General features: G+C 36.1%; 28 protein-coding genes, 1 pseudogene and 1 other annotated feature. Of the genes and pseudogenes, 21 read left to right on the top strand and 8 right to left on the bottom strand.

What is annotated here, in order from left to right:
* Window positions 1-53: 53 nt before the first annotated feature.
* A complete protein-coding gene (locus tag ACFYKX_RS03665; protein ID WP_389358153.1) occupies window positions 54-845 on the top strand; it encodes a phosphotransferase in 792 nt (263 codons plus the stop codon).
* Window positions 846-972: 127 nt separating this feature from the next.
* Here the strand turns inward: ACFYKX_RS03665 and ACFYKX_RS03660 are convergent, their stop codons facing one another.
* The 3 genes from ACFYKX_RS03660 to ACFYKX_RS03650 form a co-directional block, all read right to left on the bottom strand.
* Window positions 973-1,239, bottom strand: a complete 267-nt coding sequence (locus ACFYKX_RS03660) for a hypothetical protein (RefSeq protein ID WP_389358151.1) — start codon at window positions 1,237-1,239, stop codon at window positions 973-975.
* Window positions 1,240-1,500: 261 nt separating this feature from the next.
* The gene (locus ACFYKX_RS03655) at window positions 1,501-2,172 is read right to left on the bottom strand and encodes a TVP38/TMEM64 family protein (protein ID WP_389358150.1); all 672 of its coding nucleotides are present in this window, start codon (window positions 2,170-2,172) and stop codon (window positions 1,501-1,503) included.
* Window positions 2,169-2,357, bottom strand: coding sequence for a hypothetical protein (locus tag ACFYKX_RS03650; RefSeq protein WP_389358148.1), 189 nt, complete (start codon window positions 2,355-2,357; stop codon window positions 2,169-2,171). The genes ACFYKX_RS03655 and ACFYKX_RS03650 overlap by 4 nt, the downstream gene beginning before the upstream one ends.
* 285 nt (window positions 2,358-2,642) lie before the next feature.
* Between ACFYKX_RS03650 and ACFYKX_RS03645 the strand changes: the two are divergent.
* Together ACFYKX_RS03645 and ACFYKX_RS03640 are read left to right on the top strand one after the other, a co-directional pair.
* Window positions 2,643-3,049 (top strand): annotated as a pseudogene (locus ACFYKX_RS03645) (hypothetical protein).
* 238 nt (window positions 3,050-3,287) lie between these two features.
* The gene (locus ACFYKX_RS03640; protein WP_389358146.1) at window positions 3,288-3,758 is read left to right on the top strand and encodes a hypothetical protein; all 471 of its coding nucleotides are present in this window, start codon (window positions 3,288-3,290) and stop codon (window positions 3,756-3,758) included.
* Between the two features lie 244 nt (window positions 3,759-4,002).
* On the opposite strand, the gene ACFYKX_RS03635 is transcribed toward ACFYKX_RS03640, so the two are convergent.
* Window positions 4,003-4,491 carry a DinB family protein gene (locus ACFYKX_RS03635; protein ID WP_389358144.1) on the bottom strand — a complete coding sequence of 163 codons (489 nt, stop codon included), beginning with the start codon at window positions 4,489-4,491 and terminating at the stop codon, window positions 4,003-4,005.
* A 318-nt stretch (window positions 4,492-4,809) separates the two neighbouring features.
* Window positions 4,810-6,474, bottom strand: a complete 1,665-nt coding sequence (gltX, locus tag ACFYKX_RS03630) for a glutamate--tRNA ligase (RefSeq protein WP_389358142.1) — start codon at window positions 6,472-6,474, stop codon at window positions 4,810-4,812.
* A gap of 44 nt (window positions 6,475-6,518) precedes the next feature.
* Window positions 6,519-6,756, bottom strand: a binding site (T-box leader).
* Window positions 6,757-7,016: 260 nt separating this feature from the next.
* Between gltX and ACFYKX_RS03625 the strand changes: the two genes are divergently transcribed.
* The 4 genes from ACFYKX_RS03625 (at window position 7,017) to ACFYKX_RS03610 (ending at window position 9,247) form a co-directional block, all read left to right on the top strand.
* Window positions 7,017-7,484, top strand: coding sequence for a hypothetical protein (locus ACFYKX_RS03625; protein ID WP_389358140.1), 468 nt, complete (start codon window positions 7,017-7,019; stop codon window positions 7,482-7,484).
* A gap of 105 nt (window positions 7,485-7,589) precedes the next feature.
* Window positions 7,590-8,093 carry a hypothetical protein gene (locus ACFYKX_RS03620; protein WP_389358138.1) on the top strand — a complete coding sequence of 168 codons (504 nt, stop codon included), beginning with the start codon at window positions 7,590-7,592 and terminating at the stop codon, window positions 8,091-8,093.
* Window positions 8,094-8,457: 364 nt separating this feature from the next.
* Window positions 8,458-8,694 (top strand): hypothetical protein, encoded by a 237-nt coding sequence (locus ACFYKX_RS03615; protein WP_389358136.1) that lies wholly within the window; start codon window positions 8,458-8,460, stop codon window positions 8,692-8,694.
* Between the two features lie 310 nt (window positions 8,695-9,004).
* Window positions 9,005-9,247: a hypothetical protein gene (locus ACFYKX_RS03610; protein WP_389358134.1), complete on the top strand. Its 243-nt coding sequence runs from the start codon at window positions 9,005-9,007 to the stop codon at window positions 9,245-9,247.
* A gap of 87 nt (window positions 9,248-9,334) precedes the next feature.
* Here ACFYKX_RS03610 and ACFYKX_RS03605 read toward each other — a convergent pair whose 3' ends face one another.
* The gene (locus ACFYKX_RS03605) at window positions 9,335-9,790 is read right to left on the bottom strand and encodes a hypothetical protein (protein ID WP_389358132.1); all 456 of its coding nucleotides are present in this window, start codon (window positions 9,788-9,790) and stop codon (window positions 9,335-9,337) included.
* A gap of 157 nt (window positions 9,791-9,947) precedes the next feature.
* On the opposite strand from ACFYKX_RS03605, the gene ACFYKX_RS03600 reads away from it, so the two are divergent.
* The 3 genes from ACFYKX_RS03600 (at window position 9,948) to ACFYKX_RS03590 (ending at window position 12,061) form a co-directional block, all read left to right on the top strand.
* The gene (locus tag ACFYKX_RS03600; RefSeq protein ID WP_389358130.1) at window positions 9,948-10,475 is read left to right on the top strand and encodes a GNAT family N-acetyltransferase; all 528 of its coding nucleotides are present in this window, start codon (window positions 9,948-9,950) and stop codon (window positions 10,473-10,475) included.
* Window positions 10,476-10,682: 207 nt separating this feature from the next.
* Complete coding sequence (locus ACFYKX_RS03595) at window positions 10,683-11,507, top strand: methyl-accepting chemotaxis protein (protein WP_389358128.1); 825 nt, start codon at window positions 10,683-10,685, stop codon at window positions 11,505-11,507.
* Between the two features lie 149 nt (window positions 11,508-11,656).
* Entirely contained in the window at window positions 11,657-12,061 is a 405-nt protein-coding gene (locus tag ACFYKX_RS03590) for a hypothetical protein (protein ID WP_389358126.1), read from the top strand.
* Between the two features lie 54 nt (window positions 12,062-12,115).
* On the opposite strand, the gene ACFYKX_RS03585 is transcribed toward ACFYKX_RS03590, so the two are convergent.
* Complete coding sequence (locus ACFYKX_RS03585; RefSeq protein WP_389358124.1) at window positions 12,116-12,337, bottom strand: hypothetical protein; 222 nt, start codon at window positions 12,335-12,337, stop codon at window positions 12,116-12,118.
* A 287-nt stretch (window positions 12,338-12,624) separates the two neighbouring features.
* Between ACFYKX_RS03585 and ACFYKX_RS03580 the strand changes: the two genes are divergently transcribed.
* From ACFYKX_RS03580 to ACFYKX_RS03545, 8 genes are all read left to right on the top strand, one after another.
* Window positions 12,625-13,383 carry an SDR family oxidoreductase gene (locus tag ACFYKX_RS03580; RefSeq protein ID WP_389358122.1) on the top strand — a complete coding sequence of 253 codons (759 nt, stop codon included), beginning with the start codon at window positions 12,625-12,627 and terminating at the stop codon, window positions 13,381-13,383.
* A gap of 242 nt (window positions 13,384-13,625) precedes the next feature.
* The gene (locus tag ACFYKX_RS03575; protein WP_389358120.1) at window positions 13,626-14,522 is read left to right on the top strand and encodes a hypothetical protein; all 897 of its coding nucleotides are present in this window, start codon (window positions 13,626-13,628) and stop codon (window positions 14,520-14,522) included.
* Between the two features lie 78 nt (window positions 14,523-14,600).
* Window positions 14,601-16,046 carry a sensor histidine kinase gene (locus ACFYKX_RS03570; protein ID WP_389358118.1) on the top strand — a complete coding sequence of 482 codons (1,446 nt, stop codon included), beginning with the start codon at window positions 14,601-14,603 and terminating at the stop codon, window positions 16,044-16,046.
* The gene (locus ACFYKX_RS03565) at window positions 16,046-16,735 is read left to right on the top strand and encodes a response regulator transcription factor (protein ID WP_389358116.1); all 690 of its coding nucleotides are present in this window, start codon (window positions 16,046-16,048) and stop codon (window positions 16,733-16,735) included. The genes ACFYKX_RS03570 and ACFYKX_RS03565 overlap by 1 nt, the downstream gene beginning before the upstream one ends.
* A gap of 88 nt (window positions 16,736-16,823) precedes the next feature.
* Window positions 16,824-17,162, top strand: coding sequence for a DUF1516 family protein (locus tag ACFYKX_RS03560; protein ID WP_389358114.1), 339 nt, complete (start codon window positions 16,824-16,826; stop codon window positions 17,160-17,162).
* A gap of 124 nt (window positions 17,163-17,286) precedes the next feature.
* On the top strand, window positions 17,287-17,694 hold the full coding sequence (locus tag ACFYKX_RS03555; RefSeq protein WP_389358112.1) for a VOC family protein: 408 nt from the start codon (window positions 17,287-17,289) through the stop codon (window positions 17,692-17,694).
* Window positions 17,695-17,714: 20 nt separating this feature from the next.
* Window positions 17,715-18,302 (top strand): GyrI-like domain-containing protein, encoded by a 588-nt coding sequence (locus tag ACFYKX_RS03550; protein ID WP_389358110.1) that lies wholly within the window; start codon window positions 17,715-17,717, stop codon window positions 18,300-18,302.
* A gap of 15 nt (window positions 18,303-18,317) precedes the next feature.
* Window positions 18,318-18,455 (top strand): hypothetical protein, encoded by a 138-nt coding sequence (locus tag ACFYKX_RS03545; RefSeq protein ID WP_389358108.1) that lies wholly within the window; start codon window positions 18,318-18,320, stop codon window positions 18,453-18,455.
* Window positions 18,456-19,591: 1,136 nt separating this feature from the next.
* On the opposite strand, the gene ACFYKX_RS03540 is transcribed toward ACFYKX_RS03545, so the two are convergent.
* Window positions 19,592-20,218 carry an FMN-dependent NADH-azoreductase gene (locus ACFYKX_RS03540; RefSeq protein ID WP_389358106.1) on the bottom strand — a complete coding sequence of 209 codons (627 nt, stop codon included), beginning with the start codon at window positions 20,216-20,218 and terminating at the stop codon, window positions 19,592-19,594.
* Between the two features lie 142 nt (window positions 20,219-20,360).
* On the opposite strand from ACFYKX_RS03540, the gene ACFYKX_RS03535 reads away from it, so the two are divergent.
* From ACFYKX_RS03535 to ACFYKX_RS03525, 3 genes are all read left to right on the top strand, one after another.
* Entirely contained in the window at window positions 20,361-20,954 is a 594-nt protein-coding gene (locus ACFYKX_RS03535) for a YdcF family protein (RefSeq protein WP_389358104.1), read from the top strand.
* Window positions 20,955-21,263: 309 nt separating this feature from the next.
* The gene (locus ACFYKX_RS03530; protein WP_389358102.1) at window positions 21,264-21,803 is read left to right on the top strand and encodes a GNAT family N-acetyltransferase; all 540 of its coding nucleotides are present in this window, start codon (window positions 21,264-21,266) and stop codon (window positions 21,801-21,803) included.
* 74 nt (window positions 21,804-21,877) lie between these two features.
* Window positions 21,878-22,876, top strand: a complete 999-nt coding sequence (locus ACFYKX_RS03525; RefSeq protein ID WP_389358100.1) for a DUF3231 family protein — start codon at window positions 21,878-21,880, stop codon at window positions 22,874-22,876.
* Window positions 22,877-23,020: the final 144 nt, after the last annotated feature.

The raw sequence follows: 23,020 nt of genomic DNA, 5'->3' as shown, positions 1-23,020 counted from the left end.
GTTTAGGGAGATATAAACAGAAAAAATTTACAAAATTTAAAGGGGGATTGTCAGTGTCAGACAATGGAAACGAAGAAAAGCTAACAGGAGGGAATGTATCTAACGTATATCGGTCAGGAGATACCGTTAGACGTGAACTACATCAAGACAGTCACAAAATACATAAGCTATTAAAGCATTTAGAGCGAAAAGGATTTAGTTATGCACCAAAGTTTTTAGGAATTGATGAAAAAGGAAGAGAGGTACTGACATTTATTGAGGGGGAAGCTGGTAATGACCCTTTAAAAGAATATATGTGGTCTGATGATGCTTTAAAGGGAATAGCAAAGCTGCTCCGTCTTTACCATGATGCTGTGAAGGACTTTCCGTTAACAGATGAGTGGAAGCCGATAGATCATACTCCAGATCCATTCGAGGTAATATGTCATAATGACTTTGCTAGATACAATATCATTTTTAATCATAAAAGCCCGGTAGGTATTATTGATATTGATGTTGCAGCACCTGGGCCAAGACTTTGGGATATAGCTTATACTCTTTACACTTGCGTACCATTAAGTAGATTTTACCTTTCTGAAACAGGTGAGGAAGTTTATTATGATTCATTACAACATGCCAGTCGTATTAAAAAAAGGATTAACTTGTTTTTCGAATCTTATGGTGAAAGTAAAGAAGACAAATATTTAGAAATGGTTTTGCTCCGATTAGAAGGGCTATGTAAAACGATTAACAGAAAAGCCGGTGAAGGTGACATTGCTTTTCAAAAAATGATTAATGAAGGCCACCTTGAACATTATCAAAATGATATAAAATTCATTCGGGAACATGGATATGAGTGGGTTTAAGAGGGCTACTTAAGAAAAGACGATTAAATTAATCTTCGCCTTCTAAAATCATTGGTGGTGCGAATGGGAAGAATGTAATGAATTTCTCTAAAACAAAAAGCAAAATGGAGACTAGGTCAATATTGCTTTAATCTTCCGTTTTTAGTTTATAAACTTTTGTTTTTACAAAACTAAAGGACTTTCGAAACATTTCTTTCAAATCAATCTGTCCTTTTACCAGCTCATATTCGTTCTCAAATCGATCCCTATCATAAGGGTATTGTTCTCCGTTCTTATCTGTAATTAGATAATCTCCCGGGAGACCCTTCATTGTACCATTTGAAGTTTCAATTGTAATGGATCTTGTAAGCTTCACTGCTTCAACAACGATAGGTTTTTTCCGATACTTTGTCATACACCAACCTCCTACTTTTTTGTCTAATAATAGACTATGCAAAAAGGGGCTAATGTGTATAGGCCATAGTTGTCTTTATGGTTCTTAAAGAAAACTAAGTATCTAATTATGGCTGATTTAATGAAAATAAGAAGATGTAATTATTTGGATATGGAGGTATTACTTAACGGATAAACTGTATGATATTTATTATTGTTTGAGGTAGTGTGAGTTAAAAACAAAGAGGGGCCCAATGTTCTTTGGTGTTCTTGTAAAACTATCTTAGTGTTCTCTTCGTTTCTTTTTTGCCCCTGCTTTTTTAATGAAATACGTTGTTAAAAAAATGACGGTGATTATTGCTGTTAGGTAAGCGATAAATTGAGAATTCGATAGTTGAAATAAATTAGCTAATTCAACCGAATACGCTAAAGCAAAAGACGTAAATAGTTTCGAAAGAGCTGCAATTAGTACAAACCTTTTAATGGAAATTCCACTAATCCCAGCACCGACACAGATAATTTCGTCCGGTAAAATAGGTATGATGAAGAGGATTCCCATAATGAACGTTTCGTTTCTTCGAACATAATTTTGATATTGTTCTAAATGACGCATCTTTATCATCTTAGAAACAATCTTTGTACCACCGTATCTAGCAAGGAAATACATGACTAGGATCCCGGAAAAAGTACCTGCAAAAGCCAAACAAGCGGCCTGAAAAGAACCAAATACCGTACTTGCAGCCCCCACTGTAATAGCCTCCGGAATAGGAAGAACAATGGGTTGGGCAAAACAAATAATAATGAAAAGCAGTTTAGCCGTCGTACCATATTCTCTAAGAAGCTTCTCCATCCCGTAAGTATCTGTTAATACTAAAAGCGCAGATACGTAATAAAGAATGGATACAATCGATATAAATATGAAAAAGTATAGTGAAATTAACCTCGTATGTTTCAAAAGTAACTGTTTTTTGCCATCATGAAAGAATTTACTACTAATATAACTCCCCCAAAACCGATTAAAGAATAACGATATAATGGAATTAGAGTCGGTAACAAGAATAACGCTATAAGAATGCCCATTAGAACAAATAAACTTTGAAGAGAAAACTCCATTAAAACTCTGTTCTTTATCAGATTCATTAATCCTTTCTCCTGTTAACTTTTAAGATAAAATGATTTTACCTAAATTAATAAGTATCTACTATGAGCCTAAGCCTTAATATTCAGTAAGGCTATAGGCTTAGTATGTGGGATTCTAAATAAGAATTGATAGCAAAGGAAATAGATAGAAGAGGCAACTTGGGGTAATATTTTTCTAGAATATTAAAAAAGGACACGAAATCTGCAACTGGCTAGAAAGTGAAGAGAGTATACTAAAACTATATAACAGGAGAATTGACCTGAAGCAAAAGGGGGGAAAGGCAAATGAGTTTAGCTACCTATATAGGCACTAACGTAGAATTACCTATCAAAGATAAATTGGACGATTTAATTATCATCGGAAATTATTTTTCAGATGAAGAACATCGATTTCATGTTAAAAAATATCAACTTACTACTCCCTATGTTTATGAAGTGAATATTGATGGGTGGGGGATTGAAATTTCTAAAGATATGAACGAGAGTACTCTCAAAGAGTCGAAAGAGCATTTAATTGCACTATTCAAGTTGATGGACGGGTATCTTAAATCAGGTGACTTTTTTGAACTGTACAGTTGTTGGATTGGAGACGAAACTGAAAAGCGAGAAGGAGAATTAACCTTGAACATCTACAATTTGACATTGACCAGATTGAAATACCCGATAAAACATTAGTGAGAATTGAAAAATGAAAACTCCTTCATTTAACGCGATGATCAAAGACGGATGGATACTCTTTTTGTGAAAGGTTTTGTACAAACGACGAGTGGGAGAGCTGAACAATAGATTGTCATTTGACGGTCTATTCTTTTATTAATTTTTTTCAGAAAATTAAAAATAAATTATAACGAATATGATAAAATTACAGAAGTAAGCAGTATAGTCAATTAGCTCACGATTACATGAAGTTATTAAATAGGAGGGTTAAAAATGAAACTATTTAAGACAACTTCACTACTTTTGTTTATTCTATGTATCTTGTCTGGTTGCACTACAACAAAGGAATACCACCAAACTTTTAACGGAGTTAGCCAAAATTGGTCTGGTGAATTAATTCAATATGGGAAGATCCAATATAAAAATCATAAAGAATTAAGTGACCAATATGAAATTGACTATGAAAAGAACGAAACTCTAAGGTTAAGATATATAGGTGAGGAATCCAACTTAGGAGAATTAGTTGAATATTCTTATCGTCGGGGCAATGGTTCCATGAAAGCCTACGATGGTGAAGTTATTGGAATTGATGAAGTATTTACACTTTCAGGTGGCTCAAGCGGTACTTCTCACATTCCAAAAGACAGCGAATATAAACCTGTAAATAATAAAAATAATGTATTTGAAGTAACAGTTAGATGGAATGGTCAAGAGGAAAAAATTAAATTGAAATATGATGATTAAATGTTGGAGTTAGCATTTATTTAGCTAAAGGTTGTGATTGGTCAGTAGGTGCGGTGACTTCTTATTCGCTTATTTCATTTAAGATTGGTGAATATCATAATTTGAGATACAACCATAAAGGGAAAAAGAGTGCACCAAGGGAGTCTATGTAGCAATCCCATTTCACTAAAGGAAAAGTTTAGTATAACAAGACATTAAAAAAAAGCTTTGGAAATATAATGATCTCCAAAGCTCTCTCACTAAATTATAATGTTGTTTTAACATTCTCAATTTTTAAGCCAAAAACTTGAGGAGGTTCAATTTTGTTTATCTGTAAATAAGTAGAGATTTGTCCACGATGATGGATTTCATGTTCTGGAATTGCCATAAGTATTCGCCAAGCACTAACTTCATGACCATGAAGGGTTAAAACTTTCTTTACCAATACACCATTTCCAGCTTTTAATAGACCCTCTTTCAGTTTAATCTGACATTCCTCTAAATAATTTGAAATATCCTCAATAGTTGCTCCCTTGCCGGTATCATGTCCAGTGTATGTCCAATTACCATGTTCAATTATACCTAGAAACATCAATCGAGATGATGCGATATGTCGCAATAAATCCCCTGTAGAAAATTTATCTTCAGAAGGCTTCCAATCTAGGAGTTCCATAGGGATTGTTTTCAAATATTGCATTGTTCGTTTATGTACTCCATCTAAATATTTCACATATTCCGTTATATCATGTATCATGTTTCACACTCCAATTTTTCGGACTTTTAATACTTTATATTCTTAATTGGGTGGAAATAATCCTCTTACACACCATTACTGACTTAGTTTGTTTTTTAATTAACGGCGAAGTTTAGTTGAAGAGTGGTTTTTAACTTTTAATCAACACTCGAGGCAGATAGTTAAGAATTTTTTTAGGACCAATAGCCGTGAACCGTACCACACTTAGTAGTAAAGCGTAGGGGGGAGTGCTTAATCTGAAGCGTGTAGCTATGTAAATAAAGTGAAAAATGACCGAGAGGTGATGTCCGGTCATTTTTTGATATATTTTTAAGTTGGTTAAATAGAACCGCCTAAAAATGTCTCCATTCTTGAAAGAACCCTTGTTTCGCCCATTACTTTCATCATATTAAACAAATCAGGTGTATTTGTTCTGTTAGTTAGAGCGACCCTAATGACCATCGCTACATCACCAACATGTCCTTTGTAAATGTTAGGATTCGCTTTATATTGCTTCATATCCTTTGCAAATCCAAGTTCCCCAGCAAGTTCTTTAATCTTATGGAACCAAACCTCCTTTTCATTATTAAACCTATAAGATTTGCTGAAACCTAGTACAATTTCTTTCGCAACATCAAAATTTACACTTGTAGGTAACATATATCCACTCGATACATCTTTTTCAAACAATTCGTCATAAAAGAATGCAATCATTGGCTTCACATCTGACCACTTTGAATAATCTTTCCTTGGTTTATCAATGGTTCTTCCAATATTTAGAATATTTACTGTGTAATCCTGATTCTTGTCAATTAAACTATAAAGCTCAGAATCGAATTCCTTTGACCAAGTGTATAAATACTCAAAAACTTGTTGACCTGTGAGCCTAGAGATAACCTCCTTACTGATGTCATCCAGTTTATTCATGTCAAATAAAGCACCACTGGCATTCATTTTTTCAGTATGGATAAAAAACTCTCTAAATGATTGATAAGGATTTGCCATTCTCCATTCTTCAAAGTTGGAATTAATGAGATTCATGAAGTATTCACTGATAGAGATCCCTGGGTACCCTTGTTCTTTGTAATACTCAGCCGTACCATCAAGATCCTTACGTTTACTAAATTTCCGTTTAGAAGCTCCCACTTGCTTCATGATTGGAGCAATATGACCGAATTGCGGTACTCTAAAACCTAAGGTTTCAAACAATTGAATATGGATCGGCACTGAAGAAAGCCATTCATCACCTCTAATGACATGGGTTGTACCCATCAGATAGTCATCTATGGCATGAGCGAAGTGATAGGTTGGTAAACCATCCGTTTTCATAATCACAATATCTTGGTCATTTTCAGGTATCTCAATTGGACCTTTCACCAAATCATGGTACGTTATTCTCCTACCTGAAGACCCTGAGGATTTAATTCTAATAACAAACGGTTTACCATTTGAAATCTCTTCCTTGGCTTGTTCAAAAGTAATATCTCGATGTTTCGCCCATTGACCATAGTATCCTGTTGTTACTTTTATGTCTTGTTGGCTTTTTCTTATCTTTTGTAAATCGTCCGTATCACAGAAGCAGGGATAAGCTAATCCATTTCGGACTAGATGCTTAATAAAAACCTGGTAGATTTGCATTCGGGAGCTTTGTTTATAGGGTCCGTAATCCCCCTTATCGTCGCCTGTAAGCTGAGGTCCCTCATCAAATAGAATCCCAAAGTATGACAATGAATTTATGATGTTTTCGAGGCTGCCTTCTATTTCACGCTTTTTATCTGTGTCTTCGATACGAAGAAAAAATACTCCATTACTTTGGTGGGCTAATCTTTCGGATATCAAAGTGGCGTAAAGTCCGCCAATATTCAATGAACCCGTTGGGCTCGGTGCAAAACGTGTTACGAAAGCAGAGGAAGGTAAATCTCTTGGCGGGTATAGTGAATAAATATCAGTAGGTAGTAGCCTAACATCCGGAAATAACAGTTCTGCTAGATTCTCATTTGACATAATAGTTTCCTCCTTTAAGTACAAAAAAAGCCCTTCATCCTTAATAAAAGGACGAAAGGCTAGCTTCCGCGTTACCACCTAAATTGGTTAAAAACCCGCTCATTATGCAACAATTCACTTTCTTGCTGCACATTTCTTTAACGGGAAATTCCCGATTGACTTACTCCGATTTTTCAGTCACTGCTCCAAGGCTTCATTCATTAAGCTCGAATGCCCAATTTCACCTTAATGGGCTCTCTATGATTCGAGTGATCAATTACTCTTCCTCTTCATTGCATTTTACAATATGTGGTATAATTAGAAACACTTTAATACATTATGATTAGATTGTCAATCACACAATTGGATTTAATCACAACATTTTTTTAACTACTAAATCGGCAAAAAATGAATTGATTGAGAAAACTACTAATAAAGATTGAAATATTATTACACAGTCTGTGAAATAATGTACTTAAAAAACGTGAGCTTTAGTAGAAAAGCTTTGGAGGAATAAGGGTGTAAACAGAGAATAAATCCTTATTTAATTTCGGGAGGAATTAATGAAACATCTACTATTAATAGTTTTTTCTTTAACACTTTTAACTTCTTGCGACACTTCCAAAGAACCCCAAAACTATATAGAGATAGCATTTCAAGAACAACTAAACCATGTACCCGATAAAACAGAATACACTAGAACAAACTTAAAAGATGTCGAAATCGTATTCTATATAAACTCTAAATTATATGCGCTTATTTTTAAAGATAAAGAGTTTTTTGCTATGAAGGAATTAAACTTTGTTGATTCTATAGATGATGATGGAATTGCTTGGCTTTACTCGGAAGAACTGGAACTAGACCTTAACCTTCTAATGGTTTATATAAGGGAGGATATTGAACTACCCATTTTGGTCAATGGGGAACTAGTTGATGGAGAAAAGCTTGACTTAAACACCCATAAGGCTATTTATCAAATTTATGATAAACCTTTGCAATTCCCTATAATCGTAGAAGCAAAGAAAAATTAGATAAAGTCTTTACCGTCTTGAGTAAAAACTTTGGGCATTCTTAAACATTGCAGGTTAGTGTAAATGGGTTTATTTGGTGGAATTTGTACAGTGGGAGGGAAGATTTTGAAATTTAAACTTGTGGTTTCCTTCTTATTTTTATTTTCAATCGTAGGTTGTTCACAAACAAGCGACAAATTGGTAATTGAACGTCCCTTAAAAATTGCAGTAGTTGGAACTGAACCATCTTATAATTTTGAAAACATTAAATGGGTTAATATAAATATTGATGAATTATTTGAGAATAAAGGAAATTACAATGCTTTATTTGTTATGGAAGAAACGTTTTTTGAAACCTCAAAACCTAAGTATGCTTCTTTGTATAAAGAGCTACCTTATCCAACCTTTTTTATTGGGTTAAATGAACCTTATGAATTGTTTATTGATGAAAACTTAACCATTTCTGACTATAAGGAAAGTGAAAGTGTAGCTTTTGCACAAGGGTATTTTAATAGTGTGCAAGGAACAAAGACTTGGAAATTTGTTCCCCATAATCAACTGAAATCGGAATCAGATTATCGTTTAATATATCAAGAAATATTTAATACAATTATTGAATTCAGTTCATAAAGTAAAAAGTCTGTAAAAGTTATTGTGCTAAACGGGTACTAGAGTAAAGGACAGAATTCTGGCTATCTTGTTGTACCTTGCGAACCAGATTATTGAAAAAGGGGAGAGATATGAATATTTTAATATATGCTGCAATCTATTTAAACCCAATTTTAGCGATAGTATTTTGTCTGAATTTAGTTGTTATCATTAGGAAAATCTCTGCAAATCCTGAAGCTGAGACTGCAAAGCATACTTTTTGGATGACTATATCATTTGTATACATGGTTGGAACAATTACTATGGCGAGTTTCATGCAATAAAAAGAGGATAGTAGTCTTAGGGAAGAGTGTTATTGAATTAAATGGGGCAGGAGGAAGTATAGATGGAATTTGAGGATTATCTTAGGGAGCATTATAACTTAGGAGAAAAATCGGTTAAGGATTATGTAGGTCGTTTAAACGGTCTTTTAACAAGAGGAATTTATAAAGGCGAGCCACGCTTAACTTCCAAAATGGAATCATCCATAAATAGAGAATATAAAGAAAATTCTAGAAAGAACTACTTGCTTACAATTAAATACTATATTGAGTTCTTAGAAAAGAAGGACCAACTTAGGTGACCATTGAAATTACGTTACCCGGTTGCCAAACAGGAAGTTAAATCAAAAGAATGATGAGAAAAGGGTAAGCCGAAAAACTTTGTATTAGCTTCACTTTAAATTTTGTTGTGGATTATTCTAAAAATCGATCAGAGATTCAGTTAAATGAGTTTTAATCCTATGTTGATGATAATAAAAGGAAATCTATTACCAAATATAGAAACATATATTACACTTAAATCAATCAAACTGGAAAAAAGGCAGTTGTTGTTTTTATAACTAACATTGCAGAAGTTCAAAATTAAAGAAAATAATTGTGGGGGTGAATATCATGCAAAGTATAGTAACTTCGTTAAAAAGGCCTAATGTACTGTTACCAATATTATTTGTGTTTTTCATATTACCAGAATTAACTGAGTCAGATTTATTTAAAGGAATTTTAACTATTTTATTTGGATTATTTTTTTTGATCCTTGGCTATGTATTAGCAGATGGTAATAAAAAGTATATCTTAGCTTCTTGGTTTCCTGCTATAATTTTAGTTTTTTTTGGAATTTCGAGGTTGTTACAATAAATCATTATCAAATTAGGCTGTCATTTTATGGCGGCCTAATTTATTGAGTTGCTTATAGAAAAACTATCGACACATCTTTACTTTATTTTATTGAACATATTCATCTAAGTCCTTAAGTAAATCTTCCGGCAATGTATATAGATAATGTGTGTCCTCTGCATGCATTAACGACCCATGGTCATCCCCTAGCCACAGAAAATATTGCGCTGATGTTTTGTTTTCAAAGGTTAAAGTAAACTGGTAGTGAGGAGTCGCAACATCCACAATCCCTGCCAATTTTTCAGCCCTGTTAATAGCATCTACAAACGTTCGAAGAACATCCGTGTTTTCTTGGGTATATTCTCCATGCGGTTCCTTAATATCACTCATATTTTCCCCAACTTTTGATATGGAGGCACTAATTACTACTTTTCCTTCTAATTTTACCGACTCAACCTTTTTGCCATTTACTTCAATCTCGTTCTGCGCTCCACATCCAATTAACGCAACAAGTGAAAAAACAAATGTAGTTAAGACCATGGATAGATGTTTTAGGGATAACACAGTTTAACCCTCCTCTGTATATTTTACTAATTAGACGCCATTATTTGGATAAGAGTTACAAAAGAACCAAGGAGTTTTTTGTATGCTATTTTTTCAAAGAAGGAAAATACTTCTTCTTGTCGAATTGTAATCCGACTGACTAAAAGGAGAATTAACTATGCAATTGAAGACTTTCAAATTAGTAGAAGCAACAGATGATATGTTGGATCAAATAAACGGAATCTATCTAAAATGCCGCGAGAACTTGTTCGCGAAAGGGATCCTGCAGTGGGATGAACAATATCCGAACAAAGATTATTTTGGTGAATGTATTCAATATAAGGTGCTATACGTCCTGATGGATGGGGACGACATGGTTGGTCACGTCGTATTAAATGAGTGGGAATCTGATGAATGGAATGCAATTCCTTGGGAAGGAAGCAAGCCGATAATTATACACTCGTTAATGATTAACCCTCAGATCCAAGGGAAAGGGCTTGGGACTGAATTCGTGAAGCTTTGTGAGAATCTAGCGATAGAAAATGGTTATAAAAGTATACGTTTAGATGCTTTCTCCGGAAATAAGATGGCATTACATTTATATGAAAAGCTCGGGTTTCAGAAGAGAGGGAGTGTGTTCTTTTCTTCCAAGCCAGAGGGACATCAAGAATATGTATGTTATGAGAAAGAGTTGTTAAAAGCATAAAGAAAAAGGAGCGTTTCATACCGAACGTTCCTTTTTCTAGTTATAGAAGGTAGCAAAGCTAAATAAAAACAGGAAGTTATGACAACCATAGAAATCCAAAGTTTACATTAATTTAATTTTATTACATATTGTGTATGATATCATGATAGTTATATACTCTTGTGAAAATAGGACTATATGAAAATCGACTTAAAGGGAGCTAACTAAATGAATGAACTTTCAAGCAAGAATTTAAGTACACAAGTCCTAAATCCAAACTCAGTGGTAGCAGCATTAGAATCTAATCTAGCGATGATAGAGTTTAATTTAGATAGAGAAGTAATTTGGGTAAACGAAAATTTTGCTGGGACGATGGGGTATTCTTCCTCTGATATGAAAGGGATGAAACATAGACAATTCTGTAAAGTGGATTTTGCAAATAGCGAAGAATATGAAAACTTATGGAGAGATTTAAAAAAGGGCAAGAAATTTCAAGAAAAAATACTACGCGTAGGAAAAGATGGCAATTTACTTTGGCTTGAAGCTACCTATATTCCGATTCGAAACGAGGATTATGAGGTTGATGCCGTTTTAAAGATTGCTACGAACATCACTGAACGTGAAGAGAGAACAGCGGAAATCATATCCCAACTAAAGGATATGCCTAGGGAGCTAGTTGAAATAGTAGTTTCTAATTCTAATTTAAAAACGAAAGCAATTGATTCGCTAAAAGAACAGACTACTCTAATTACTGAAGTAACCAAGATTATAAGGGGCATTTCATCTCAAACGAATATGTTAGCACTGAATGCTGCAATTGAAGCTGCTCGTGTAGGGGAGCAAGGAAGAGGCTTCAAAGTGGTAGCAGACGAAGTAAGAAAATTAGCAGGGAACGTGGATCAAGCTATTCAGAGTGTAAAGACAAATGTAGATCATATATCTACTGAGGTAAATGAGGTAAGTAAAATTACAGAAGATCTACAAAAACTAGTAAGAGAAGCTCAAACGAAATTCAACCATACAATTGATGAATTTGAGGGTGTCTCAAAGTAAGGACCTATTTACAGTGAACGTTGGAAGAGCATTCTTCTTATATAAATAAGTACACATCAGTTCTGAACAAAATAACCACTTGCAGACCGAGGGGTAAGCAGTTTCTCTTCTAATATTAAGTAACTTAATGAATCTTAGGGTGAGGGATTATGGATCTTGGATGGAGAATAATTGGGGCATTTGTATCTGCAGGTATTACAGGCTTCTATGGAGCGTTTTTAGAATATCATTTTCGAGACCCGGCAAGACCATTCGGTTTTCAGAAAGAATATCTTCTTAGTTTACTATTTTCCCTTCTGTTCTATGTAATTTTTATGATATGGTTATCCATTGCCATCGACAGGCTAACGAAACATTTCATAACCAGTCAAAAAGTGGCTTATGTTTTTAAACTAGTAGTATATACCGCAATTGGTTGTTTACCAGTTATTCTAACATGGATCAATAGCAGGGAGTATAATCCAGACGCTACACTATTTTATCCGGAAGCTACCTATTTTCCAGTTGCTTCGATTATCTTTTTTCATGTTTTACTAGGTATAGGAGAAATATAAAACATAAAAAAGGAACTCCCATTCATGCAAGGGTGTTCCTTTTTGCTGCGAAGCCTATTTTTTCTTCTTTTTCGTATCCGCAGCAGCTGCTGCTTTACCTTTCGATACAGGGTCTAATGCTACTTGAACATGAATTTTATTATCCTCAAGAGTGTCAACACTAGCGACTTTTCCTTTTCGTCCCTTAATCGAAACACTGTCGCCAACAGAAGGGACTTGATTACGGAACTGATTTAATAATAGATTTCTGTTATCAAAAAAAGAAACAACAAACATGAGCCTCACCTTTTCCCTTTAGTATAGAAAGAATCTGATATTCTTTGATATAAGATATAAGAGAAATGGTAGATTTAGACCTAAAATTTGTGGGAATCTATAAAAAATTGGTTATTTCATTTCCTAGCAAGGCTGCGGAACAGAACCATTTTTCTAATAAGAATCACCTATAAATCTGTTGATTTTCTGCCATAATGTAAGCGGTTTTTCGTGCTCCTTCAGTTATATACTATAGTTAGCAGGATATTAGTAAAATTTAACAATATCATCTGAATGGAGGAGTTTACATGAGACTTCAAGATAAGGTAGCTGTGGTGACAGGTGCGGCATCTGGTATGGGAAAAGCAATTGCCGAGCTTTATGCAAAAGAGGGTGCTAAGGTTGTCGTTTCTGATATTAATGTAGAAGCAACAGCTGCTGCCGTAGAAGGGATCAAAGCAAGTGGTGGAGAAGCCATTGCTGTTATTGCCAACGTAGCTAAAGAAGAAGACATTCAGAAATTAATTGACACGGCTGTAAATACTTATGGAACACTAGATATTCTAGTTAACAACGCAGGAATTATGGATAATTTTGAGCCTGCTGGTGATATTGAGGATGCAGATTGGGAGCGTGTATTCGCTGTAAATACAACAAGTGTTATGCGTGCAACACGTAAAGCTTTACCGATCTTTTTAGAGAAAGAGAAGGGAGTCATCATTAATATTGCATCTATTGGTGGATTAAATGGGGCTCGAGCTGGAGCAACATACACCGCTTCTAAACACGCTGTCATTGGATTTACGAAAAACACTGGTTTCATGTACGCTCAGAAGGGAATTCGCTGTAACGCCATCGCACCAGGTGGAGTTGAAACGAATATCGGTGCATCGATGACGAAAATCAATGAATTTGGAATGGGACGCACTCAAGCGGGGATGGCTCTAAATCCAGCTTTTGGGAAGTCAGAACAAATTGCAACGGTAGCTCTATTCCTTGCAACTGAAGAATCTAGCTTTATCAACGGTGAAATCATTACAGCTGATGCTGGTTGGACGGCTTACTAATTTTCAGCGGAGGGAGACCTCTATCAAGAACGAGGGAGCATAGATACTCGGTATGGCTTATTCGCGAATATGAATTCCCCTTAATAGTAATCAACTCTTTCTCTTTTCGGGAAAGAGTTTTTTATTTTACGAATGAACAATTTGTGAACTTACTAGATTTAATAATTTATTAATAATTCGTTTATAAACGGTTTAGAATTACGGATTATCCTACAAGAGAAAATAAGAGGAGGATGATCAACATGAAAAAGAAGTTACTCATTACGACCGTTTCGTTAAGTGCATTACTATTAGTCGGTACAACAGTCTCTATCTTCGCCAATCATGATGGGTATGACCTATACAAGCAGGCCATGAAGAATACCCATAAAGTAAACAATGCTGCACTAAGTTTTGACGCTTCGATGACAAGTAACGGGCAGTTAGTTCAAAAAGTAGAAGTAGACTCAAAATACAATTTAGACCAAAAATTAGCACAAGGGGAGTTATCCATTGAAACTCCTAATCAAGTGGTGGATCTGAATGTGTATTACCAGGATCACCATGTCATTATTAAAAACGATCAAGTAGAAAACGATTATGTCATTGAAGGTAAGCAGTATACAGAGGAAGAACGGAAAGAACTATATGAGAAACATCATAATCCTGAACTTCTTAACCTGATGGAAAAAGTCTTTGATACCTTAACCATCCAAACACATGATGAATTTGTAGTATCTCAGGATAACGGAAAGCAAACGATCACCGTAGATTTAACAAAAGAAGAGATTCCTAGTCTCATTCACCAAGGTAGCCAATATATGATTAAGAAAATGCTAGAAACTCATGACGATGCCACCATGACATCAAGTAAGTATCCTTTTTTAGAGTCTGGTTTTACAATGCAAACACCAGTATTGGTTGATGATATTACTTTAGAAGAAGTGAAGATTCAAGCGGATCTTACGGAAGAGAAACTGATTGATAACCAACATGTGTATGTAAAGGTTGCTGGAATAGACAAAAATGGTAAACAACAAGTACTAGAATTAGAGATGAACATGGATTATGCTAATATTAACTCGACAACTCTGCAACCAACGACAGATTTAACAGACGCGATAAAACTAGATCAATCCCTTTTCAAACATGGACGATAATTTATTTAGATTTTACAGATAGGGTGTTTCTTGCCCTATCTTTTCCTGTTTTACATTAGCTCTAGGTGGTGAAGGTGAATGACAATCCGAAAAAAACTAATTGCCTCTTATATTGCCATTATCATCGTTCCTTGTATTCTATTTATGATTGCGATCGGTGCGTTATTTTTTTCATTTGCAGGAAAAGACCAGTTTATCAATCCCGCACTTTTCGGAGAGCAAGCAAAGGTTGAGCATGAACTATTTTCAAAATTAAAATTGATGACTACCTCTGAACCAGAAAAGTTAATAGATGAGACCTATCTACAGAGTGTTAACTCGGAATTCATTGAGTATAACTTGTATTTACTAGTACGAGTAAATAATGAAATCGTCCACCTTTCAGAAGACATAAAGTCGCTCCCTCTTACTCACTATTTAACATCATTTGGGGAATTTAAAAAGCACTCTCATGATTTTGTTACGATTGACCAAAAAGCGTTTAAATTTGATCAACATGATTTTTATTTTCCTGATCAAAAACAAGGTAGCATTTTTGTGATAAAAGAAGCGAATGCTATCGAGCAATTTACGACTAAATTTTTCGGGTGGTTACTAATTCTTTTGCTTCTTATTTTAATAGGAACGTATGGGACCATCTCTTATTTGGTTTCAAGGAATATCATACACCCGTTAACAGCTTTAAAAGATGCAACAGAAAAAATTAAAGCAGGGGACCTTAATTTTAAAACCGATACAAAGCGGAAGGACGAAATTGGTGCGCTTTCTGCGTCTTTTGAAGAAATGAGGGTCCAGCTCAAAAAGTCAGTAGACATGCAATTAAAATATGAAGAGAATAGAAAGCTACTACTCTCCAACATATCCCATGACTTAAAGACTCCTATTACATCGATTAAGGGGTATGTTGAAGGAATTCAGGACGGTATTGCCAATAATCCTGAAAAACTAGAACGTTATATTTCTACCATCTACAAAAAAGCAAACGACATGGATGCGATGATTGATGAATTGTTCCTGTTTTCAAAGCTTGATTTGAAAAGAATTCCATTTCATTTTGAGCGAACCGATATCCTTCAGTACGTTGAAGAATGTGTGGAGGATGTTGCTTTAGATTTAAAAGGAAAGAATTTGAAAGTAGAATTTGTGCACAGTCTAGTGCAGCCTGTTTTTGTAAGTGTGGATCGGGAAAAACTGATGAGAGTTTTTTCCAATATTATTTCAAACAGCGTCAAGTATATGGACAAAGAAAGGGGAGTCATTACGCTTTCGGTGATGGTTCAAGAAACCCATGTTCAGATTACGATTAAGGACAATGGATCAGGAATTTCCAAGGAATCTCTTCCGTTCATTTTTGACCATTTTTACCGAGCAGATCAGTCAAGAAACAGTCATAAGGGTGGAAGCGGTCTTGGTCTAGCTATCGCAAGGCAAATTATTGAAGGACACGGTGGAGAGATTTGGGCGAACTCACATAAGAATGAAGGAACAGAAATCCATTTTACGGTTAAAAGGGAGCAAGCGTGATGAAAAAGATACTCATTATAGAAGATGATCATAGCATTGCTGAACTACAGCGAGATTATCTTGAGGCAGAAGATTATCTTGTTGATATAGAAAATCAAGGAGCACAAGGATTAAACCGAGCTCTAACATCTCATTATGATTTATATATACTAGATTTAATGCTACCAGAGATTAACGGCTTTGAGATTTGCCGACTAATACGAAAAGAAAGAGACGTCCCAATCATTTTTGTTTCTGCTAAAAAGGAAGACGTCGATAAAATTCGAGGGTTTCGACTTGGAGCGGATGATTATTTAGTGAAGCCGTTTAGCCCAAGTGAGCTCGTCGCACGTGTAAAGGGGCACATCGCTCGCTACGAACAGTTAGTCGGTAAACAAGTGAGGAGTAATAAGAAGTTGATTGTCGGTTCAATCCAAATTGACGTGGAGGATCGGAAAGTTTTTGTTAATAATCAAGAAATTACTCTAACGTCTAAGGAATTTGATTTGCTCCTATTTCTAGTGAATAATCCGAACCATGTGTTCAGTAAAGAAGAATTATTCGAGCGATTATGGGGGGTTGATGCCATCGGTGACGTTTCTACGGTTACAGTCCATATTCGAAAGCTTCGCGAAAAAGTGGAGATGGACTCTTCCAACCCGCAGCATATTGAAACGATTTGGGGCGCGGGGTATCGTTTTAAACTTTAAAGATTTAAGAAATATTTAATCATTCGTTTAGAATTATTTTATAGATCATTGTTATTCTACTCTTATATTCATATAGGAGGATTACAAAATGATTCATGCACACGTTACAACCTGGTTCCTAGCACTTATTCTATTTTTCGTGAGTTACTACTTATTAAAAAAAGGAAACATGAAAGCACAAAAAATTACTCATATGGTGTTAAGGTTATTTTACCTACTCATTCTAGCAACGGGTGGTCATTTACTAGGATTATACCAATTTGGCGGAACTGCACTCATTAAATCGGTAGTTGGATTATTTGTCATTGTTTCTATGGAGCTTGTCCTATCTCGCGGAAAAAAAGGAAAGCCGGTTCAAAACTTTATGATATTGTTCGCGGCATCACTCGTTCTTGTGCTTTACATCGGTTATTTTGTATTAGGTTAATAGGTTGATAAAAGAGAAGGGCCATACTTAGTTGATAAGTATGGTTCTTTTATTTGTCAAAATTAAAGGAATATTATGGATTTAGTGGAATATATGCTTATGAGTAAAAAAACGAGGAGGGATTATGGTGAGCAATCCAACCGCTTCAACATTTGTAAAGGGAATAAACTGTATATATGTACCAGTTAGCAAGGTAAAAGAATCTGCTGAGTGGTACTCAAGAAACTTTGGGTTACCACTATTAAATGAAGTCAATGAAGATTCCACTCAAGCTCAATTGAAAATAAGTGGCGACCAATCCATTTTCTTAATTAAGACAAGAGAAAAAATGAACCTCACCTACACAGAAGTAACTGGTCATGAGCAGTGTATATTGACTTTAGAAGTGAAAGATATCAAAGAACTATATGAACACTTCAAAAAGAATGGAGCTCCGGTGGAAGAAATTCTTGATAACGCGGAATGTGGGTTATCCTTCTATGTAAAAGATCCAGATGGAAACAAATTAGATCTTTGGGGTGGATGGGCTTAATTTTAAAGGGGAGAAAGAAATTGATAGTACACGATCATCGAAAAATACATAAAAACATTTATCGACCGACAAAGGGAATTGAAGTCATTGATACCCCTGACATGCAATTTGTGGTTGCAAACGGGACAGGGCCAAGAAATGTATATGGCATGCATGACGGAGATGCTATCTATTCAATTAGCAGGGTTATCAATCGTTTGAAGGATATGACGAAGAATGAGATGGAATATAAATTTACTCTAATGCCGTTGGAAATCATCTGGCACAAACCAGTTGGGGAAGATTGGGATTGGAAGGCGATGATGCAAGTTCCTGATATAATTACAGAAGAAATGTTTGAAACGGCATTAGCTGAATTGGATAAACGCAATAGAAGTGTTCGTGTCCCAGTGACACTCGAACGAATCCATCAAGGAACATGTGTGCAAACCACCCACATCGGACCCTATCATTTAATTGAGGACACGGTTGGGCAGACGAAGGATTACTGCCAAAATCAAGGGTACGCCAATGTAGGCGAATTTAGAGAAATTTATATTAATCAGCCATTCTGTAACCCACCAGAAAAATTACAAACAATTGTTCGAGCACAAGTTTTAAAAGGATAAAGGAGGAGTGTTGTTGTGGATAGTATACCAACATATTATGATGGTAGCGGGAACCACAAGCTAGCTAGCCCAAAGTCTAATCAAGACTATACGATAAAACCAGAGGGAATAAAACAGGAGATTATATTTCCTTGTTTTCCGTTCTTAAAATAGGGGACTGCAGTGTTTGCAATCCCTTTTGAATAATAGTCCAAGTATGGTGAGGATCTGGGGAATAAGTTACTGCGATTGCAGGCGTCAGAATGATTTTTATCTGGTGTTGGTTAGACTATTGAAAGGGGTTCACTCCTTTAGCCTTGCCAAGTCCGAAGTGGGTTTGACTTTTGACAGTAAGTGACTTTTTAACAGGGTGTTGAGCAACGACTTGGTCGTACTTCTGACAATTCATCTTGATTCCCTGCAAGTAGAGTCAGAAGCTGGTAGGAGTTCTGACAGTATAGCCAAATTCAAAGCGGGTAGAGTCAGAAGATCGCTAAACTTCTGACAGTGTAGCCCCGTTTTCATGCAGTAGAGTCAGAAGAAGGTTAAACTTCTGACAGACCAGGCGCGTTTTCATGCAGTAGAGTCTTGAAGCTGGTTCAACTTCTGACAGTCTAGCGCGATTTTAAGCCGGTAGAGTCAGAAGCTGGCTAAACTTCTGACAGTCCAGGAGCGTTTTCATTCAGTAGAGTCAGAAGATCACTAAACTTCTGACAGACCAGGCGCGTTATCATGCAGTAGAGTCCGAAGCTGGTTCGACTTCTGACAGTCTAGCGCGATTTTAAGCCGGTAGAGTCAGAAGATCACTAAACTTCTGACAGACCAGGCGCGTTTTCATGCAGTAGAGTCAGAAGCTGGTTAAACATCTGACAGTCCAGGCGCGTAATCATGCAGTAGAGTCAGAAGCTGGTTAAACTTCTGACAGTCTAGCGCGATTTTAAGCCGGTAGAGTCAGAAGATGGTTCAGCTTTAGACAGTTCTACTATTTTTTCGTCAAGTAGAGTCCGAAGTAGGTTCACCTTCAGAGGGTGTTTCACTTTTTACAACCAGTGCAATTCGAACCTGGTTCACCTTCAGACAGTGCAACATTTTTTTCATCAAGTAGAGTCCGAAGCTGGTTCCACTTCAGACAGTCCAGCCCCACCTTCACCGAGTAGAGTCCGAAGCCAGTTCAACTCCCGACAAGCCCTACACTCTTTCTAATCTCACCAGTCCAAAGTTACCTCAACTTCTGACAACACGCCTCTTCCCCCAACGCCTTTCATTAAGAAGCTATCCTTCAACCACAAACCAACAAACCTTACTATCTATTAAAACCCCTTCGCCAACTCCACAGCCTTCTCTAATCCTTCTTTAATAATTTCTTCGGCCTGATCAGGGAACTGGTTGTGCCCTTCAATAATAACGGTTGTTGTTTCCTGGATTCCCCAGAAGCTTAGCATGTTTTTAACAAAGTTAACGGCCATTTCAGCTGCTTGAGCGGGACCTTCTGAGTAGACGCCACCACGAGCATTCAACAAAGCAACCTTTTTATCGGTCAGTAACCCAACAGGACCTTCTGCCGTGTAACGGAATGTTTTGCCTGCTTGTGCGAGGTAGTCCAGATAGGTGTGTAATACGGCAGGAACGGTAAAGTTCCATAGTGGGAACGCAAATACTACTTTATCCGCATCTAAAAACTGACTTAAGTATTTAGTAACCGTAGCTGTTGCAGCTTCCTCGTTTGAAGTTAGCTCGATTCCTTTTGAGAGTTTAAACATCCCGTTAATCATTTCGGTATTATAGTAAGGCAGATTTTCCTTAAATAAATCTAGTTCAACAATCGTATCCTCAGGGTGTGAAGATTTATAACTATCAAGAAAAGCCTGATAGAGCTTTACGCTAACGGCTTGATCGATCGGTCTTGAGTTTGCTTTAATAAATAATACTTTTGACATCTTATAGTACCTCCATAGGTGTAAATATAATTGTTGGTTGCTATAGCAACTAACTGCATGTGATAGTATAGAATAAAAGATGTTTAGGTGTCAATTTATACACCTCATCACCGTAATTCTTTTAGACGAGGGCTGAAATTACATGATTAAAAAGATAAGAAGATTGTTTTCGCTTTTGATAATATTTATTGTATTTTTAGTAGGATACTCTGCTTACTCAGTTTGGTCTTTTAGTGAGAAAAATGAACTAGTAAAATCAGACGCTGCCATAGTACTTGGGGCAGCGGCATGGCATAATCGTCCATCACCTGTGTTAAAGGAGAGAGTGAATCACTCTATCTGGTTGTACGATAATGGGTATGTTGATAAGCTTATTTTTACAGGTGGAAAGGGTGAAGGGGCTCCATTTGCGGAGTCTGAAGTGGCAAGAGATTATGCAATTAGTCAAAATGTTGCCCCGGAAGATATCTTCATTGAAACGAAATCTACCATCACAGAAGAAAATTTACTATACGCGCAGGAAATTGCTTTTGAGCACAATCTAAATTCATTCACGGTTGTCAGCGATCCGCTACATATGAAACGGGCGATCTTATTGGCAGAGAACATAGGGTTGGATGTTCATTCTTCTCCAACAACTACTTCTGCATATCAATCGTTAAATAGTAAAATTCCATTCTTCTTTCGAGAAGTATTTTTCTATGTCGGTTATCTTCTTACCAATCCATTTCGATAAGGTGAAATAATTGCCAAAAGTTTACATGTTTGGTATGTTCTAAATGAAAAAACACAAGGGAGGGTACCGTTTATGAAAAAAAGATCTTTGAAATCTTTATCAAAGGGTGTCGGGTACTCGACTGCTGTTTTTTTCAAATCCCATAAAATCACGGGACCAGTCTGCCTAAATCTAAAATTGTAACAACTGATACACAGGTAGCATAATGCACATATGTCGTTATCCCGTGGTTAAAATAAATCCAATGATAGCCGCAGGCATTTCTGTGGTTTTTTCTGTTTGTTATTTGAAGTGAGCGGAGGAATTGGAATGGAAAAGAGACAAGGAATTTATTTGCGTTTATTAGAGCTAACAGATGCTGAGGGGCTGCTTTCGTTAGAAGTGAAAAATAAGGATTTTTTCCAACTCTATACCCCTTTGAAGAATGAATCATTTTATACGCTAAAAGGGCAAAAAGAGCGAATTGAAAAAAGTATAGCTCGTGCGAATGAGGGTACGTATTACTCTTTTGGAATCTTTTTAACAGAAACCAATCAGTTAATTGGCAACCTGACTTTATCTGAAGTTATCCGTGGAGATTTGCAAAGTTGCTGGATCGGATACTACTTAGATAAGGATCAGAATGGGAAAGGTTATATGACTAAAGCAGTAAGGCTAGGGGTCGATTATGCGTTTAAAGAATTGAAGCTTCATCGGATTGAAGCTGGAGTCATGCCCCATAATGTAGGATCGATTAAAGTACTTGAAAAAGCCGGTTTTAATAAAGAAGGGATTGCAAAACAGAATGTCCGTATAAACGGAAGATGGGAAGATCACCAAACGTTAGCCATTATTAATCCAGAAGAGTAAAACTTGTTTCCAAGTAATGGATACTTATTTTTGAAATGGGAAAAATACTGACAGATTATTCTGGAGGTATTATTATGGAGACTCATCATATTCGTTTAACCTCTTCCGAAGTGGGAGGGTTATGGGCAAATTATATAGCAGATTCAATGTTTATATGCATATATAAATACTATATAGAGAAAGTAGAAGATTCAGAAATCAAAACCGTATTAGAGCATGCTTTGGATTTATCGATGCAGCATGTTCAAGTGGCTACAAAGATTTTCAAGGAAGAAGGACATGCTATTCCGCATGGATTTGCAGATCAGGATGTAAATGTGCATGCACCTAGACTTTTTTCGGACGAGTTTTTTCTGTTCTTTACAAAGCAAATGACAAAAGGAGCATTGGTAACATACGGTGCGATTTTGCCGCATACATTCCGCAATGATATACGCGAACACTTTATGTCCTGTATTTCGTCTACGATGGAGTTATTTAATGAGACGACTAATTTACTTTTATCAAAGGGAATTGAGGTTAGGTCGCCTTATATTCCATACCTTGAAGAAGTGGATATGGTAGAAAAACAACAATTTTTAGCCGGATGGTGGGGGAAACAACGTCCTTTAACCGCTGCGGAAATTACTCACCTCTACTCTAACGTACAGACCAACCAACTAGGGATGTTAGTTGTGACTGGGTTTGGACAAGTATCACAGTTAGAGGATGTTCGTGATTATATGAGAAGGGGGAAAGAGATTTCCCAAAAACAAATTAAAATTTTCAGTGATTACTTGATGAAAAATGATTTACCAGCACCTGTACCGTGGTCAACGTCTGTAGAACCAACTACGGAATCTCCTTTTTCTGATAAATTAATGACTTTTCTAGTGTCTATGATGACTGCTGCGGGAATGGGGAATTATGGGACAGCACTATCAGCAAGCCCAAGACGTGATATCGCTGCAGATTACACACGACTATTTGGTGAAATTGCCTTATATGCTGAAGATGGTGCAAATCTTTTAATTAAGCATGGCTGGCTTGAGAGGCCACCACATGGTGTGGATCGTGATGAATTAATGAAGTGAGACCTAGAAATGCTCTATCTATCGGTAGAGCATTCCTTCTTTTTAAAAAATGTGTAATCATCAGAAAAAACACAAACCTCATATTTGAAAGATTTGTGAATTAATAACGTAAACATTGTAGAAATAGTTTTCCATATTATAGAA

This window comes from Cytobacillus spartinae, assembly GCF_042865285.1.
Taxonomy (GTDB): Bacteria; Bacillota; Bacilli; order Bacillales; family Cytobacillaceae; genus Robertmurraya_A; species Robertmurraya_A spartinae.
The sequence above is the reverse complement of the archived record's forward strand: the minus strand, read 5'-3'. Positions and strand labels throughout refer to the sequence as shown.